Annotated in this window: 16 protein-coding genes; 6 read left to right on the top strand and 10 right to left on the bottom strand. The window is 62.7% G+C overall.

The annotated features are described in order from the left end of the window. Positions 1-60 precede the first annotated feature (60 nt). Positions 61-1,275 carry an MFS transporter gene (locus KW821_RS07230; protein WP_218290952.1) on the top strand — a complete coding sequence of 405 codons (1,215 nt, stop codon included), beginning with the start codon at positions 61-63 and terminating at the stop codon, positions 1,273-1,275. A gap of 64 nt (positions 1,276-1,339) precedes the next feature. Here KW821_RS07230 and KW821_RS07225 read toward each other — a convergent pair whose 3' ends face one another. From KW821_RS07225 to KW821_RS07205, 5 genes are all read right to left on the bottom strand, one after another. Next, entirely contained in the window at positions 1,340-1,894 is a 555-nt protein-coding gene (locus KW821_RS07225; protein ID WP_218290951.1) for a VOC family protein, read from the bottom strand. After that, on the bottom strand, positions 1,888-2,652 hold the full coding sequence (locus KW821_RS07220; protein ID WP_042652356.1) for a hypothetical protein: 765 nt from the start codon (positions 2,650-2,652) through the stop codon (positions 1,888-1,890). Before KW821_RS07220 ends, KW821_RS07225 begins: the two co-directional genes overlap by 7 nt. Positions 2,653-2,811: 159 nt before the next feature. Then, the gene (gene nfsA / locus KW821_RS07215) at positions 2,812-3,537 is read right to left on the bottom strand and encodes an oxygen-insensitive NADPH nitroreductase (RefSeq protein WP_218290950.1); all 726 of its coding nucleotides are present in this window, start codon (positions 3,535-3,537) and stop codon (positions 2,812-2,814) included. A 67-nt stretch (positions 3,538-3,604) separates the two neighbouring features. Further along, entirely contained in the window at positions 3,605-5,170 is a 1,566-nt protein-coding gene (locus KW821_RS07210) for an AbgT family transporter (protein ID WP_218290949.1), read from the bottom strand. 154 nt (positions 5,171-5,324) lie between these two features. Beyond that, positions 5,325-7,265 (bottom strand): EAL domain-containing protein, encoded by a 1,941-nt coding sequence (locus KW821_RS07205; protein WP_218291221.1) that lies wholly within the window; start codon positions 7,263-7,265, stop codon positions 5,325-5,327. A 169-nt stretch (positions 7,266-7,434) separates the two neighbouring features. On the opposite strand from KW821_RS07205, the gene KW821_RS07200 reads away from it, so the two are divergent. The 4 genes from KW821_RS07200 to KW821_RS07185 all read left to right on the top strand — a co-directional run bounded on the left by KW821_RS07200 (position 7,435) and on the right by KW821_RS07185 (position 10,722). Then, positions 7,435-8,136 (top strand): DUF2982 domain-containing protein, encoded by a 702-nt coding sequence (locus KW821_RS07200; protein WP_218291220.1) that lies wholly within the window; start codon positions 7,435-7,437, stop codon positions 8,134-8,136. Positions 8,137-8,219: 83 nt separating this feature from the next. Next, positions 8,220-9,158, top strand: a complete 939-nt coding sequence (locus KW821_RS07195; protein WP_218290948.1) for a LysR family transcriptional regulator — start codon at positions 8,220-8,222, stop codon at positions 9,156-9,158. A 53-nt stretch (positions 9,159-9,211) separates the two neighbouring features. After that, positions 9,212-10,231 carry a response regulator gene (locus KW821_RS07190; protein ID WP_218290947.1) on the top strand — a complete coding sequence of 340 codons (1,020 nt, stop codon included), beginning with the start codon at positions 9,212-9,214 and terminating at the stop codon, positions 10,229-10,231. A gap of 59 nt (positions 10,232-10,290) precedes the next feature. Next, entirely contained in the window at positions 10,291-10,722 is a 432-nt protein-coding gene (locus KW821_RS07185; protein WP_042652362.1) for a PAS domain-containing protein, read from the top strand. 74 nt (positions 10,723-10,796) lie between these two features. Here KW821_RS07185 and ltaE read toward each other — a convergent pair whose 3' ends face one another. The 3 genes from ltaE to KW821_RS07170 form a co-directional block, all read right to left on the bottom strand. Further along, a complete protein-coding gene (ltaE, locus tag KW821_RS07180) occupies positions 10,797-11,813 on the bottom strand; it encodes a low-specificity L-threonine aldolase (RefSeq protein WP_042652363.1) in 1,017 nt (338 codons plus the stop codon). Positions 11,814-11,902: 89 nt separating this feature from the next. Next, entirely contained in the window at positions 11,903-12,619 is a 717-nt protein-coding gene (locus KW821_RS07175; RefSeq protein WP_218290946.1) for a short-chain dehydrogenase, read from the bottom strand. Between the two features lie 80 nt (positions 12,620-12,699). After that, complete coding sequence (locus KW821_RS07170; protein ID WP_218290945.1) at positions 12,700-13,107, bottom strand: XRE family transcriptional regulator; 408 nt, start codon at positions 13,105-13,107, stop codon at positions 12,700-12,702. 122 nt (positions 13,108-13,229) lie between these two features. Between KW821_RS07170 and KW821_RS07165 the strand changes: the two genes are divergently transcribed. Further along, on the top strand, positions 13,230-14,129 hold the full coding sequence (locus KW821_RS07165) for an aldo/keto reductase family oxidoreductase (protein WP_218290944.1): 900 nt from the start codon (positions 13,230-13,232) through the stop codon (positions 14,127-14,129). Between the two features lie 71 nt (positions 14,130-14,200). Here the strand turns inward: KW821_RS07165 and KW821_RS07160 are convergent, their stop codons facing one another. Then, entirely contained in the window at positions 14,201-14,479 is a 279-nt protein-coding gene (locus KW821_RS07160) for an RNA-binding protein (protein ID WP_081965963.1), read from the bottom strand. 217 nt (positions 14,480-14,696) lie between these two features. Beyond that, the gene (locus KW821_RS07155; RefSeq protein WP_218290943.1) at positions 14,697-15,239 is read right to left on the bottom strand and encodes a hypothetical protein; all 543 of its coding nucleotides are present in this window, start codon (positions 15,237-15,239) and stop codon (positions 14,697-14,699) included. Between the last annotated feature and the right edge of the window lie 57 nt (positions 15,240-15,296).

Raw genomic sequence — 15,296 nt, 5'->3', positions numbered from 1 at the left:
TATATTATATTTATATCAAGCGACCCACTACTCTGCAAAAAAGTCGTCGGGACAACGCATATGATCGAAGCAGGTAGTCGCGAGTGGATACGCGCCACCCTGGCCCTGAGCCTGGGATCCTTCCTGGTGTTTCTCAATCTCTACCAGACCCACCCATTGTTACCCCTGCTGGCGGACGTCTTCTCCGTCAGCTCACTGTCGGCGGGCTGGACGCTGGCGGGCTGCACCGCCGGGCTCGCGGGCTCACTGCTGATCTGCGCCCGGCTGGCCGATCGCTTCGGGCGACGCCGGATCATGCTATGGACGCTGACCGGCGCCATCCTGCTCTCCCTGTGCATTCCCTGGGTGACCCAATTCGAGCAACTGGTGACGCTGCGCATCCTGCAAGGCGTGCTGCTGGCTGGACTGCCCGCCACCGCCATCGCCTACATGGGGGAGGAGTTCAGCAAACGCGCCCTGCTCTCTGCGGTCGGCGTCTACATCGCCGCTAACTCCCTCGGCGGGATCGCGGGCCGGGTAGTCGGCGGCCTGCTGGCCGGCTGGTTTGGAGATTGGCAACATACCTTCCTCGGGATAGGGCTGATAAGCCTCGCCCTGCTACCGCTGGTCATCTGGCTGCTGCCGGCCCAGACCCGTTTCGTGGCCGTGGTGGCGGCGCCCGGACAACTGCGCGGGGCCATCAAAAGCCACCTAAGCAACCCGCTGCTGGTCGGTGCCTATCTCATCGGCGGGCTCAACTTCATGGTCTTCCTGAACCAGTACAGCTATCTCACCTTCCTGCTGGCCAAGGCCCCTTTCTCATTGCCGACCCAGTGGCTGGGGATGCTGTTCCTGACCTACCTCACCGGTACCCTGGCCTCCTCCCTGAGCGGGCGCGGCGCCCAGCGCTGGGGTGCCCAACGGCTGCTGCTGGCCGGGATAGCGCTGATGGCGCTCGGCAGTCTCATGCTGTTGCATGGCTCGTTGACCGCCATCCTCGGCGGTCTGCTCATCTCGAGTTTCGGCTTCTTCCTCGCCCACGCCTGTGCCAGCGCCTGGGTCGGCCAGCATGTGGAGCACAACCGGGCGCTCGCCTCGTCACTCTATCTGGTGGGGTACTACCTGGGGGCCAGTCTGGGGGGGCTCTACTTGCACCCCTTCTGGGAGCGGGGAGGTCTGGGGGGATTGGTGCTCGGCATCGAGCTGGTGCTCTGTGTCACCGCCGCCCTGAGCCTCTGGCTCGGCCAGCTGAAGGGGCGCAGCGTGCGTCCCCTCTCCTGTCACTCCTCCTCCTGAGGCTCCAAGCCCAACAAGATCAGGCCCCGATGTCGGGGCCTGATCTTGTTGGGTACAGACGGGTTCACAGGCCGTCGTAATAGTCCGTCGGCACCGGCACCACGGCGCCGCTGCGCAGCTCCTCATCGATCACCTCGCTCAGGGGGCGCAGGTGAAACTTGATCTGCCCGGAGGGTAGCATCAGCCCCACATCCGGGTTGCGGCCATCATCGATGTTGCCGGTCTTGAACGGCAGACCGGGATGGTTTGCCACCAATTCATGCAACGACGGCACCACCAGCTCGATGTGCTCGAGCCCCGCCTGATGGCTGCGGCCCGGCTTGGGCGCGGCCAGCTCGATGCAGGGCACGCTCAGCGCTTGCCAGCACAGGGGTTGATGCAGCCGATAGGTGGCGATGGGGCGACCCCCTATCATCCCCTCCACCAGCAGCACGCCATGGCGGGCCAGTTCGGCTTTCAGGCTCAGGTATTCGGGCAGGCTGGCGGCACGGTAGCAGAGGTGATCCACCACAGGGGTAGTGATCTCCCCCATCAGCGGCGTCAATTCGGCCAGCAGTTGGCCGACGAATGGGGCCATGGGCCCCAGTGTGGTATCCAGTGGATGGGACATGATCACCATTTCTTCTTGGGTTGGAACAGGACGTCCAGCTCGTCCGCCTCTTTGTCCTTGATGGTCTGCAGCTCCTTCTCGCTGTGCTGCTGCAGATGCTCTTCCAGCTGACGCATCCCCTGACGCATGTCCTCTTCCCGCGCCAGCAGGTAGGGATCCTTGTCGGAAACATTGACCAGCGCCCCCAATCCCTTGGTGTAGAGCTGGCGGCAGGTGCCGTATTGCCCCTGGATCTGGGCATCCATGGCCCGCTTGATCAGGTTGGCGATGTTGATCTTGAGCTGCATCAGCTCGAGGCGGCGATCCTCCTGGGCGAAGCCGTGGGGATCTATCTTGCCCTTGTTGTGCTCGACCCGCAGCACGGCCCGCATCTTCTTGGCCAGCTGCAACATCTGGATGGCCTGGCGATCGGACTCCGGGGTCTTGAAGTGGCCCTCGTCCTGGCCGCTGTAGTTCTCCTGCACGCTCTTGATTTGGGTCTGGACGTCGGCGATGCGCTGCTTGATCTGGCCGCTCGGCATCACCTGCGCGATGGCGCGGTAGGCGTCCAGGATCCGGTGTTGCAACAGCAGCACCATGTTCTTGGAGAAGGGCACCAGGTTGACGTTCAGCAGCACTTCTTCGGTCTCGTCCGCCACGGCTTTGTGGCGGGCGATGGCCTGGCGCTTGTCCGCCTCGGCCTTCTGTTTGTATTGCTGCACCACGTTATAGGCGATAACCAGAAACAGGAGTGCGCCAATAGACAGCAATATCAAGGTCAAAATCATAGGATGTTCAAACTCCTGTCCCAAATCAATTGCGTGATCCTACAACAGCTTACCCGCATTAGGTAGCGCGGGGTTCTGCCCTGCCTCACAGAATGCAAGCCGGCGCCGCCGCGGGTCGCGACAGGCACGCGCCATCACTCATATCGCCCGCGGCCCTCATTACTTGAGGCAAAAACCCTTGGATTGCAGGAATCCCAGCATGAAGGGGCGCGCCTCCTTGCCGAGGATCGCCTTGATCTGGCCGCTCCAGGTCTGCTGCTTGTTGTTGCCGCTGCGGGCCAGGTAGTAGTCGTGGATCTGCCGATCGTAATCCGCCAGCAAAGGGAGATCGAGCTCGCCCGGATAACGGTTCTCGTGCACGACAAGATCGCGGGGCAGCCTGGGCTTTTGCTCCGGCTGCTGGGCGGGGTGGCCAAGGCAGAGGCCGAACAGGGGGATCACCTGATGGGGCAGCCCCACCGCCTCGCTCACCGCCGCCGGGTTGTTGCGGATCCCGCCGATGTAGACGCCGCCGAGCCCCAGGGATTGGGCGGCCAGCAGGGCATTCTGGGCCATCAGGGCGCCGTCGATGGCCCCGATCAGCAGTTGCTCCACGAAGCCGGTCTGGGCGTCCGGCACTATCTGGCTGTGGCGTTGATAGTCGGCGCAAAACAGCAGGAACTCCGCCGCCTCGGCCACATAGGCCTGGTGCCCGGCCAGCTCGGCCAGGGTGGCGCGCAGCGCCTTGTCCGTCACCCGGATGATGCTGTTGGCCTGCAGGAAGCTGGAGCTGGAGGCGGACTGGGCGGCGCTCAGGATCTGATCGAGCTGCCGGGGGGTGATGGGCTCGGGGGTAAACTGGCGAATGGAGCGATGGGCGAGAATAAGATCGATGGTCGGGTTCATGGTGCCTCCGGAAAGAAGGCCTCACTTTACCCAAAAAAAGCGAGGGGCCCAAGGCCCCTCGTCACCCTCAGGGGGCAGGATACACATAGGGCGCCTGCAACCCGAGCGGGAAGCCCATCGCCCAATACAGCAGTAGGAAGATGCTCCAGCTCACCAGGAAGGCCAGCGAATACGGCAGCATCATGGAGACCAGGGTGCCGATCCCGGTGCTCTTCACATACTGCTGGCAATAGACCACCACCAGCGGGAAGAACACCATCAGCGGGGTGATGATGTTGGAGGCGGAATCCCCCACCCGGTAGGCCGCCTGGGTCAGCTCGGGGGAGATCCCGACCGCCATCAGCATGGGCACCAGGATGGGGCTGATCAGCGCCCACTTGGCCGAGGCCGACCCCACCACCAGGTTGACGCTGGCGGTCAGCAGTATGATGCCGACTATGGTGACCTCCCCCGGCAGCGCCAGGGCATGCAGCACCTCGGCGCCGGACAGCGCCAGCAGGGTGCCCAGATTGGAGTCACCGAAGGCCTTGATGAAGAGTGCGCAGAAGAAGGCCATCACCATGTAGGAGCCCATCTTGTTCATGGTGGCCGACATGGCATCGATCACATCCTTGCCGCTCTTGAAGTTCCCCGCCACGAAGCCGTAGACGATGCCAGGCAGGATAAACAGCAGGAAGATGAGCGGCACTATGGACTTCATCACGGGCGCGGCGAAGGTGGTCAGCGAGCCATCTGCCGCCCGCATCGGCGAATCGCCCGGTGACAGGGCCAGTCCCAGCAGCACTATGGCCGCCAGCATGGCAAAGCCGGCCCAGTTGAAGGCGCGGCTCTCCTGCGCGCTGTAGCGTCCCATCTCGTCGGCGCTCTCGAGCTCCTCGTTGAGGGGGATGTGTCTGAGACGCGGCTCCACCACCTTCTCGGTGATGAACCAGCCCACGCAGATGATCAGCAGGGAGGAGGCACCGGTGAAGAAGATGTTGCACAGGGTGTTGACCATGTAATCGGGGTCGAGCAGCTGGGCCGCCGACTGGGTGAAACCCTGCAACAGGGCATCACCGCCCGAGGGGAGGAAGTTGGCGGCAAAGCCACCGGAGACCCCGGCAAAGGCCGCGGCTATCCCGGCCAGCGGGTGGCGCCCGGCGGCGTGGAAGATGATGCCACCTATGGGGATGACCAGCACATAACCCGCATCGGCCGCCGTGTGACTGACGATGGCCACCAGGATCAGCATGGGGGTCAGGAAACGGGCGGGGGTGACTTTCAGCAGCTTCTTCAGGCCGGTGTTGATGAAGCCGGACTGCTCGGCCACCCCGACCCCCAGCATGGCCACCAGCACTATGCCGAGCGGGGCGAAGCTGGTGAAGGTCGTGACCATGCTGGCGAGGAACTCGGCCAGGCCAGCCCCGGTCAGCAGGTTGTTGACCACGACGGCCTCCCCGGTACGGGGATTGACCAGATCAAAGGAGAACTGGGAGAGGATCCAGGAACCGACCCAGACGATCAGCAAGGCATAGAGGAACAGCATGGCGGGATCCGGCAGTTTGTTGCCTGCCTTCTCGACCCCGTTCAGGAAGCGGTTCAACCAGCCGTTGGGCGGGCTGGCCGGACGCTCGTTCACTGTGGCTTGACTCATTATGGTGATACTCCATTACCAAGGAATGAGCGCGCATCCTAGCGACAAACTCCAATGAATCCCATGATATAAGCCATAAATTCGATTAATTACGTTTAATTTTGCATAAAATACTCAAGAAACGGGATATACCGCACATTATCGAATACCGGATTCAATCGCCCACCAGCGGATAATGCCCTGCTTTGCCGTGGATCCCGAAGCCCGCCGCCACCACCTGCTCCGCCGTCAGCGGGGTGCTGAACAGGAAACCCTGGAACACATGACAGCCCTGGGCGCGCAGGGCCGCCAGTTCGTGCTCGTCCTCCACCCCCTCCGCCAGGATGCCGAGCCCGAGACTGGTGGCCATGGCGACGGTGGCCCGGATCACCGGCAGATTCAGACCGACCACGAAGGAGCGATCCAGCTTGATGGTATCGATGGGCAGGCGGTTGAGGTAGGCAAGGGAGGAGTAGCCGGTGCCAAAGTCGTCGATGGCGATCTTGATCCCCTGCTCGCTCAGGGCGTCGAGGATCTCGATGCAGCCCTTCATGTCCAGCATCAGCACGGTTTCGGTCAGCTCCAGCGTCAGCAGCCTGGCATCGACGCCAAACTCCCTCAGCTGCTCGGCCACCAGCTCCGGCAGGGAGGGGGTGAGCTGGAAGCCGGACAGATTGACCGAGACCGGCACCCTCACCTGGTATTGCTGCTGCCACGCCCCCATCTGGGCCAAGGCGGTGGAGAGCACCCAGCCCCCGATCTCGCGGATCAGCCCCATGTCCTCGGCCAGGGGAATGAACTCCGCCGGAGAGACCTGCCCCAGCACAGGGTTGTACCAGCGCAGCAGTGCCTCGTAACCGATCAGCCTGCCCTGCGCCACATCCACCAGGGGCTGATAGCAGAGGCTCAACTCCCCCCGACCTATGGCCTTGGCCAGGAACTGTTTCAGGGTCAGCTTGCGGTGCAGGCTCTGCTGCATGCTGGGGGTGAAGCGCTGCCAGCGCAGGCGGCCCATCTGCTTGGCCTGATACATGGCCATGTCGGCGCGGGTGATCAGGTTGTCGCCGTCATCGGCGTCGTCCGGATAGATGGCGATGCCGATGCTGCCGCCTATGGTGACCTCGGGCACCCCACTCAGCTGCAGTGGCTTGGTCATCTGGGAGAGCATGAGATCCGCCACCTCCTGCGCCCGTTCGCTTGACTGGTTGAGCGGCACCAGGGCCGTGAACTCGTCACCGCCGAGGCGGGCCAGTTCGACATCCCGCGGGCAGATCTGCTTGAGCCGGCCAGCCACCCGCTCCAGCAGGCGATCCCCCGCCTTGTGGCCATAGTTGTCGTTGACCAGCTTGAAGTTGTCCAGATCCATGAACACCAGGGCGAAGCGCCCCCCCAGGCCGCAATAGGCCTCGAGGGACTTCATCAGGCCATAGCGGTTAAGCAGGCCGGTGAGGGAGTCGTGCCAGGCCAGGTGGCGGTGCTCCAGCTCCTCGAGCTTGCGATCCGTGATGTCACGCATGGTGAGCAGGATCCTGGCCCCTTGCTGGATGTGGCGAAACTGGTACTGGAACCAGCGCATCCCCTTGAGGGTACGGCACTCCCCCTCGGCCACCACCTCGTCGAGATGGGACAGACGCCGGTAGAAGGCCTCATCGCTGCCGGAGAAGATCTGGGTCAACTGGGTGATGGCATTGCCGAAGCACAGATCGAAGTGATGGTTGCCGCTCTCGAGCCGTCCCTTGTTGTCGAACAGACAGGCCAGGGTATCTCCGGCGGCGAGCGACGACTCCTGATAGAGGGTGTCGGCATCGATCACCGCCTCCGTCATCATCATCAGGCGTCCGGCGATCTCGACCCCGGAGAGGCGCAGGTAGACCTGCTTCCTGACCCCTTTGGGGGAGATGGTCCACCACTCGTTGTAGCTGCGGCCCTGCTGGAAGTCGCCGAGATAGCGCTGCAGCAGCAGGTCGATGGCGGCGGCCATGTCGGCCGAGAAGTCGCGGGATTGCAGCTCGGTCAGTGAGCTCGCCTCCCACAGCACCAGTGCGGCGCCATTGGCCCAATAGATGTGGTGATGCTGGATGTCATAGATCCAGATGGGGGTATGCAGCACATCTATCGCATTCAGTAAGCGTTCGTCTAGCGTATTCATGTTGGGAAGTGATTCATGATGGAGCTCATAGCAACACCAGCCACGATGACGCGCCGAGCGGGGCCCTCGTGCTGGTACAAAATCAGATCCAGCCCATAATCTGGAAAAAAGCATGCGAAAAAAGGGCCGACTTCATATGAAAACGCTACATGTGATACCCATGGTCAGAAAAAATGGACTCACACTGGTATGGCTGGGCATAGCCGTAACCATTGCTATGATTTTTATACTTTTTTTGCTCCGCGAACAACCCTTAATCCCCGCCATGATCGGGCTGCTGGCTGGCTTGATGATGACGCTTATCGGGGCCCTGAAACTAAGTGAGCCTCATTTAAGCCTCTCCCTGTGTCACGATTGCCTGCAATATCACCATAAGTACGGGGGTTGGATCCTGAAATGGAGAAATATTCAGCGGATCGACCAGCCACGTATCCATTTAGGGTGGGATCTGGTCGCCCTGCCCTACATCGGCTTGAAAATTAAGGATTACGACGATTTTTTGACGCTGATCACACCCAGGCTGGCCGTCCGCCTGCTGACCGAGCAACGGGCCGTGTTGCTGCAGGCGATCAACAGCGAGCGGCCGGAATGCCTGAGCGGAGGCTGCGGCGCCAGCCTGCTGGGAGAGGGCTTGCTGGAAGAGAGCCGGTTCCGCTCCCCCTCCGGCCAGCGTTACGAGGGGGTCATCGCCATGCTGGGCAACCGCATGGTCCGCCTGCGCGATCTGCTGGGCTATGACCTGCTGGTGCCCGACAACAGCCTGGATCGGGCACCCGCCGAATTTATCCGCCTATTGAACCAGTACAGACGCGAGTCGAATCTAATCCAGATCAATTAAACGCCGGATTGCGCTTGCCAAGCCGGGTGACTGTTTCATATGGTCACTGGCTTGTTACATTCAGAACACCCCTTATACCGCTTATGAAGTACATCGAAGAGTTCTATCTGTTCGTCAAGGTGGTGCAAGAGGGCGGTTTCTCCCACGCCGCTGCCGCGCTGGGCATGCCGACCGGCACCATCAGTCGACGTATTTCCCAGCTGGAAGAGCAACTCGGCTGCACCTTGCTGCACCGCTCCACCCGCAAGCTGCGCCTCACCGACGAGGGGCTGCGTTATTATGAGCGCCTGTGCACGCCGCTGGCCGAGATAGAGCAGGCAGCCGGCGAGATCCAGGGCCAGGAAACCGACATCAGCGGCGTGATCCGCCTAGCGGCCCCCATCGCCCTCTCCAATACCATCCTGATCGACATGCTGGCCGACTTCGGCCTGCGCTACCCCAAGGTGCAGTTCGACATCAGCCAGACCAATGATCACCATCCACTGTGCGAGCAGGACAGAGACCTGATGTTCTTCAACGGCGAGCTGCCCCAGGTGCTGCCCAACGCCCAGTGCCTCGGCCACATCGAGTATGGGCTGTTCGCCTCCCCCCTCTACCTGGAGAAGATGGGGACCCCGTCCCACCCGGCCCAGCTGGAGGAGCACGATCTCATCTATTGCTGGCCGCATCAGCACTGGCAGCTGATCGGGCGGGACGAGCAGAGGGTGCAGGTCAAGCGAGCCGCCCGGCTGACCGTCCATCAGACCCAGGCCGCGGTGCGGGCCGCCCGCCGTCACCTCGGCATCGTCAACGCCCCGCTGCACTATGTGCACCCCTTCCTGCAGGACGAGCAGCTGGTGGCCGTCTTGCCGGACTGGCGCTCGGATCGGCGCCCCTTCTACATGCTGCGCTGCCAGCCCCAGTTCACCCCGTTGCGTGTTAAGATGTTCGCCGAATTCGTCGAGAAATACTCCGCCCACTACCGCAATCGCCAATGGGACGAGCAATTTTCACCGGCCACCCCCCTGCCCCATTGCATCTGACGGTTGGCGGCCCACACTTAGCGCAACTCTCGTGACACAGGTCTGCTAACACCATGAATGTATTGATATGTGATGACTCCGGGTTTGCGCGAAAGCAGCTGGCCCGGGCCCTGCCTGCGGACTGGAACGTCATGCTGCACCAGGCGGCCGACGGCCTGGCAGGGATAGAGCAGATCCTGATGGGGCACGGCGATCTGATCTTTCTGGATCTGACCATGCCGGAGATGGACGGCTACGGGGTGCTGGAGACGCTCAAGCGAGAGGGGCTGCGCAACAAGGTGATCGTGGTCTCCGGCGATATCCAGCCGGAAGCCTATCAACGTGTCATGGCGCTGGGAGCCCTGGACTTCATCAAGAAGCCGGCCGCCCCCGAGACCCTGCGCGCCCTCCTCCAGCGCCACGGCCTGTGGCAGGAGGCGAGCACCGCGAGCCGCGAGCCCACAGCCCCCGTCCACCCGGTGTTGGCCGAGAGTACTATTCCGTTCAACGCCGAGCTGCGCGATGTCTATCAGGAGCTGGCCAACGTCGCCATGGGTCAGGCCGCCGATCTGCTGGCACGCCTGCTCGACGCCTTCGTGCTGCTGCCCATCCCGAACGTCAATGTGCTGGAGGTCTCCGAGCTGCACATGGCGCTCTCGGCCGCCGCCGAGTCGGATACCCTCTCCGCCGTCTGCCAGGGCTTCATCGGTGCCGGCATCGCCGGGGAGGCCCTCATCCTGTTCCACGACGCCAGCTTCCAGGATCTGGCCCGGCTGATGAAGCACCAGGGCGTGCTGGATCACGGTGCCGAGCTGGAGCTGCTGATGGATACCGCCAACGTGTTGATCGGCGCCTTCCTGCGCGGCTACGCCAGCCAGCTCGATACCCCCTTCAGCCAAGGCCATCCGGTGGTACTCGGCCAGCACAGGTCCATCCAGGATCTGATCCGCACCAACCAGAGCCGCTGGCGCCGCACCCTGGCCATCGAGATCAACTACAAGATCCGGGACTACGAAGTGCAGTGCGATCTGCTGCTGCTGTTTACCGAAGATTCCATCGCCACCATGAACAACAAGATCATGCACATGCTCTAGCGGTTTGCTCCCATCGCCAGCATCCATAACAACATCAAGCACATTCTCCAGGAGTGACCATGGAAATCCGTGAATTTCATTGGCTGATGAACATAGTACAGAACCTGGACGTGGGGCTGGTGGTGCTCGACAGGGAGTACAGAATACAGGTGTGGAACGGCTTCATGGAGAGCCACAGCAGCCGGCTCGCCGGCGAGGTGCGCGATCGGGTGCTGTTCGACCTCTTCCCCGACGTGGATCGGGCCTGGCTGGAGCGCAAGGCCAACATGGTGTTCAAGCTCAACAACCGCGCCTTCAGCACCTGGGAGCAGCGCCCCTACCTGCTGCGCTTCTCCAACTACCGCCCCATCACCGGCTCGGCGCCCCACATGTACCAGAACCTGACCCTGGTGCCGCTGGCCGACTTCGGCGGCCAGGTCACTCACATCGCCATCATGATCTACGACGCCACCGACGAGGCCATGCTGATGCTGGACAGACGGCAGGGCTGAGACGCAGTTTCGACCTCATGAAGAAGGGCGCCCCGGGGCGCCCTTCTTTCGATCATCTGTGACCGAAGCCACTGTTAGCGCCCCATGTACTCGGTGAAGGCGTCGATCACCTCTTCGATGTCGTCGTCATTGATCTGCAGATGGGTCACCAGCCGCAGTTCGCCGTAGCCGGAGAAGAGGATGCCCCGCTCCTTCATGAAGGCGAGCAAGGGGGCGCTCTCACCAGAGCTCAGCCGCAGGAACACCATGTTGGTCTGCACCAGGTCCGGATCCAGCTCGATGCCGGGCAAGGCCGCCAGCCCCTCGGCCAGCCGTCTGGCACGGCGGTGATCGTCCGCGAGGCGGGTCACATGCTGCTCCAGGGCGAACAGCCCGGCCTGGGCCAGGCTCCCCGCCTGGCGCATGCCACCGCCGAGCATCTTGCGCAGCCGTCTGGCCCGTGCGATCAAGTCCTGTGCCCCCACCAGCAGGGATCCCACCGGTGCCCCCAACCCCTTGGAGAGGCAGATGGAGACGCTGTCGAAGGGGGCCGCAATCTCGTGCACCGCCTGACCGCTCGCCACCACGGCATTGAACAGCCGGGCGCCGTCCAGGTGCAGCCGCAGCCCCTGGCTGTCGGCGAAGCGGCGCATCTCGTGCAGATAAGCCAGCGGCAGTACCTTGCCGTTGTGGGTGTTCTCGAGGCAGATGAGTCGGGTCTGGGCAAAATGGGCGTCATCGGGGGCGATGGCGGCGCGCACATCGGCCAGCGCCAGGGTGCCATCGGCCTGCATGGGCACCGGCTGCAGGGCCACCGAGCCCAGCACGGCCGATCCTTGCGCCTCATAGCGATAGATGTGAGCGGCATTGCCGAGCACGGCCCCTTCCCCACGCTGGCAGTGACTCATCATCGCCAGCAGATTGGACATGGTGCCCGATGGCACAAACAGCGCCGCCTCTTTGCCCAGCAGCTCGGCGCCGCGGCGCTCCAGCGCGTTGATGCTGGGGTCTTCCCCATAGACATCATCGCCCACCTCGGCGTGCAGCATGCTCTGGCGCATGGCATCCGTGGGCTGGGTGACGGTATCACTTCGTAAATCGATATAGCGCATGACATCCTCCTGATGCAGGAGGATGAAGTTAGCCAGCCAGGGCTGACTTGGCAAGCAAACCGTCGCGGGAATGTGAGCCCGCTGACGGCTCACCAGGGCAGCGGCCGCCCCTGTAAGTCCACAAATGAGCCCGACTGCGCCAGCGACAGGCCCGCGATGAGATCCAGCAGTTGCGGCGCCACCAGGTTGGGATCTTGCAGGCTGCCCGGGGGCAGGTCGTGCAGGAAGGGTTGCTGCATGGGGGTGTCCATGAGTCCGGGGTGGACCGTGATGACCCCGGCCCGGGGGAAACGTTCGGCCCACTCGGCGGCCAGGATCCTGGCGCCCATGTTGAGCGCGGCCTTGCTCATCCGGTAGCTGTAGCGGCTGGTCGAATGTGGACCGCCCACCTCTTGGCTGCCCAGGCTGCCCGCCAGATCGGAGAGGGAGCAGAGCCACAGACGGGCATCCGGCGGCATCAGCCGGCTCAGGCTGGCGCCGAGGGCAAGGTGCGGCCAGGCATTGGCCTGCAGGCTCTCCCCCAGCCACTGGGGTATGACCTCTTCCACCCGCCGCTCCGGCATGAAGTTGAGATCATAGAGCAGGCCTATGGTGTTGATCACCACGCTCGGCAGCGTCGCGGGCTCATAGAGGGTGAACAGCGCCTCGAAGGAGAGCGGGTCCACCTCCTGCAGCGGGAAATAGCGGGCCGGATCCAGCCCCTTTGGCGGCAACCTGCCCGCCAGCTGCCACTCCTCGCCACGCTTGGCCAGCTCCCGTGCCAGCGCCGTGCCCAAGCCTCCACTGCCCAGGATCAGATAGCCCATATCACTACCCTTGAATTTGCCGTTTGTTTAGAGGGTATCAGAATAATGGCCGACGGCAGCTCAGGCCGCCTCTCCCTGACTCAGGCATCACCCAGATGGCGGCCAAATTCACGGGCCCGCGCCAGGTCCAGAAAACCGTCTGCCTGCTTGTGGCTGCGCAAAAACTGGTAATAGGCGAGCAGGGTCACCAGCTGGTGCTCGTCGGGCTGGGGGGAGTTCGGCATCCGCTCCTGCAGCAGAATGCCCGCGGCGGCCAAGGCCTCCCTGTCGACTACCTCGGCCTGACGATAGAGGTAGCCACAGCCGGTGGCGAGCCACTCAAGCGAGCAGTTGGCCCCCATGGCGATCTGGTTGGCCTTGCCCAGACCGGGTTCGGCCCCCTTCAGGTATTTGCGCAGCAGCGCCTCACTCAACCCCACCTTGCGGGCGAAGGCGCTGACGCTGCCCTCCCCGATCAGGCTCTGCAGCCTGGTGGCAAATCCTTCCATTTATCCCTTCCCCCAGAACCAAAGTTCGAATTTGCGAGGGGCGCATTATTGCCTTGTCCAACAGAAGAGACCAAGATGCTGGCAGCATTTATTCCTCTTCATCTATCCGCCTAGGAGTCACCATGTCCGTATCCCGTCTCGCCCTGCACGCCCAGGGTCCGACCTTCTCCCGCCTCATCATGGGCTACTGGCGCCTGATGGAGTGGCAACTCTCCCCGGCCGCGCTGCTGGATCTGCTGAAATACCACCTGGATCTGGGGGTGACCACCATAGATCACGCCGACATCTACGGCGGTTATCAGTGCGAGGAGGCCTTCGGTCACGCCCTGCGCCTCGAGCCCTCCCTGCGCAGCCGGATGGAAATCGTCAGCAAGTGCGGCATCGCCCTCACCGCCAAGCCGGAGCATGCCCTCAACCACTACAACACCGGCAAGGCCCACATCATCGCCAGTGCCGAGGCCTCCTTGCAAAAACTCGGCACCGACCATCTGGATCTGCTGCTGATCCACCGCCCGGATCCGCTGCTGGATGCCGATGCGGTCGCCGATGCCTTCATCACCCTCAAGCAGGCGGGCAAGATCAAGCACGCCGGGGTATCCAACTTCAGCGCGCGCCAGTTCGAGCTGCTGCAATCGCGCCTCGACTTCCCGCTGGTCACCAACCAGCTGGAGATCTCGCCGCTCAACCAGGACTGCACCCTGGACGGCACCCTGGATCAGTGCCAGCAGCTGCGCATCAAGCCGATGGCCTGGTCCTGCCTCGGTGGTGGACGGCTGTTCAACGATCCCGCCTATGGCCCGCTGCGCGCCGAGCTCGAACAGATCCGCCTCGAAGTGGGTGCCGAGCACATCGAACAGCTGGTCTACGCCTGGGTGATGATGCTGCCGAGCCAGCCGCTGCCGCTCATCGGCTCAGGCAAGCGGGAGCGGATCGCCGCCGCCGTCGCCGCCGAATCCATCCAGCTCAGCCGCCAGCAGTGGTTCCGCATCCGCAAGGCCGCGCTCGGTTACGACGTGCCCTGACCCTCGCAGGCAAACCGCACAAACAAAAACGGCATGGAGTGATCCATGCCGTTTTTCGTTATCGAGACGATTCAACGATGGCGCTGAGGGCGACCACGAGGTGCATCTGTCTTCGGTTTGGCCTGATTGACTGTGATAGTGCGGCCGCCTATTTCGGTGCCATGCAACCCGGCGATGGCCTTCTCGGCATCCCCGTTGACAGGCATTTCAATGAAGCCAAAACCCTTGGACTGACCGGTATCGCGGTCGATGATGATATCGACCTTCTCTACCTCTCCAAATTGGCTGAACACATTTGTCAGTTCGTCGGCCGTCATCCGGTACGACAGATTACCTACGTAAATCTTCATGCCATCCACTCTCGATTCAAGGTGCCTTATCTATGCATCCACCGACCTGGAAGTAAGGGCACAACCCCCAGGCCGGACCTGCCATGGCATCATGCCGTGGCACTCCCCACCCCGTAGTCCAAGTCATTGATCTCTTGGACTAACGGAGCAGGAAAGATCAATTCGAATCAGAGGCAGTATCTGAGCTTTATGGCAAATTGTCGAGAAAATAGTCAACTCATATGGGTTGCAGCACGCTCAGCACCTCGCCGAGGGCACGACGGCCGTGCCAGGCTCGCTTAAAGCCGAAACGGTAGATACCGGGCGCCACTTCGTGGGTACCTTCCCGGCTCAGCCCCAGCAAGGCTGCGGCCTCGGCCAGGGTGTCGGCATCGAGTGCGAGATCCAGGCTGAAGTCGAGCCACTGACCATCGTGACCCACCTTGCGATCCCGCGCTATGCCGACCAGCGCCGATCTGGGCAGGGCCAGCGCCTTGTCGTCGCCGCCGTTGAGCAGATAGAGGTGGCGCTCGTCCCAGGCGAGCTCGGCCAGCCGCCAGCGCTGCCAGTTGCGCGGCAACACCATCATCAGCAGCACTATGCCGCCAAACACCAGGCCGACCCAGGGCAGCAGCCCCATCTCGGGGTAACCCAGCCCCAGCGCGGCCACGACTGTGCCCAGGCTCGCCAGCAGCAGGCCGATCATGACCCCGTAGAAGCGTCGCACCGGGGGCATCAGCCAGCGTATTCCCGCCTGCGCTGCCAATTCACTGACTCTCATCTCCAGATCCTCTCTCGATTGGAACGGTCTTGGCGTTCCTGTTTGGCGTTGGCACGC

Origin of the sequence: Aeromonas sp. sif2416 (assembly GCF_019218665.1) — a bacterium.
GTDB classification, from domain to species: domain Bacteria; phylum Pseudomonadota; class Gammaproteobacteria; order Enterobacterales; family Aeromonadaceae; genus Aeromonas; species Aeromonas encheleia.
Note: the sequence above shows the minus strand (reverse complement) of the source record. Positions and strands in the feature narration are given on the sequence as shown.

Coding starts and splice junctions, on each gene's coding strand:
- nfsA (WP_218290950.1), bottom strand. CDS start 3,537: ATGAACCCGACCATCGATCTTATTCTCGCCCATCGCTCCATTCGCCAG.
- KW821_RS07190 (WP_218290947.1), top strand. CDS start 9,212: ATGAATGTATTGATATGTGATGACTCCGGGTTTGCGCGAAAGCAGCTG.
- KW821_RS07230 (WP_218290952.1), top strand. CDS start 61: ATGATCGAAGCAGGTAGTCGCGAGTGGATACGCGCCACCCTGGCCCTG.
- KW821_RS07195 (WP_218290948.1), top strand. CDS start 8,220: ATGAAGTACATCGAAGAGTTCTATCTGTTCGTCAAGGTGGTGCAAGAG.
- KW821_RS07220 (WP_042652356.1), bottom strand. CDS start 2,652: ATGATTTTGACCTTGATATTGCTGTCTATTGGCGCACTCCTGTTTCTG.
- KW821_RS07175 (WP_218290946.1), bottom strand. CDS start 12,619: ATGGGCTATCTGATCCTGGGCAGTGGAGGCTTGGGCACGGCGCTGGCA.
- KW821_RS07225 (WP_218290951.1), bottom strand. CDS start 1,894: ATGGTGATCATGTCCCATCCACTGGATACCACACTGGGGCCCATGGCC.
- KW821_RS07170 (WP_218290945.1), bottom strand. CDS start 13,107: ATGGAAGGATTTGCCACCAGGCTGCAGAGCCTGATCGGGGAGGGCAGC.
- ltaE (WP_042652363.1), bottom strand. CDS start 11,813: ATGCGCTATATCGATTTACGAAGTGATACCGTCACCCAGCCCACGGAT.
- KW821_RS07185 (WP_042652362.1), top strand. CDS start 10,291: ATGGAAATCCGTGAATTTCATTGGCTGATGAACATAGTACAGAACCTG.
- KW821_RS07200 (WP_218291220.1), top strand. CDS start 7,435: ATGAAAACGCTACATGTGATACCCATGGTCAGAAAAAATGGACTCACA.
- KW821_RS07155 (WP_218290943.1), bottom strand. CDS start 15,239: ATGAGAGTCAGTGAATTGGCAGCGCAGGCGGGAATACGCTGGCTGATG.
- KW821_RS07160 (WP_081965963.1), bottom strand. CDS start 14,479: ATGAAGATTTACGTAGGTAATCTGTCGTACCGGATGACGGCCGACGAA.
- KW821_RS07165 (WP_218290944.1), top strand. CDS start 13,230: ATGTCCGTATCCCGTCTCGCCCTGCACGCCCAGGGTCCGACCTTCTCC.
- KW821_RS07210 (WP_218290949.1), bottom strand. CDS start 5,170: ATGAGTCAAGCCACAGTGAACGAGCGTCCGGCCAGCCCGCCCAACGGC.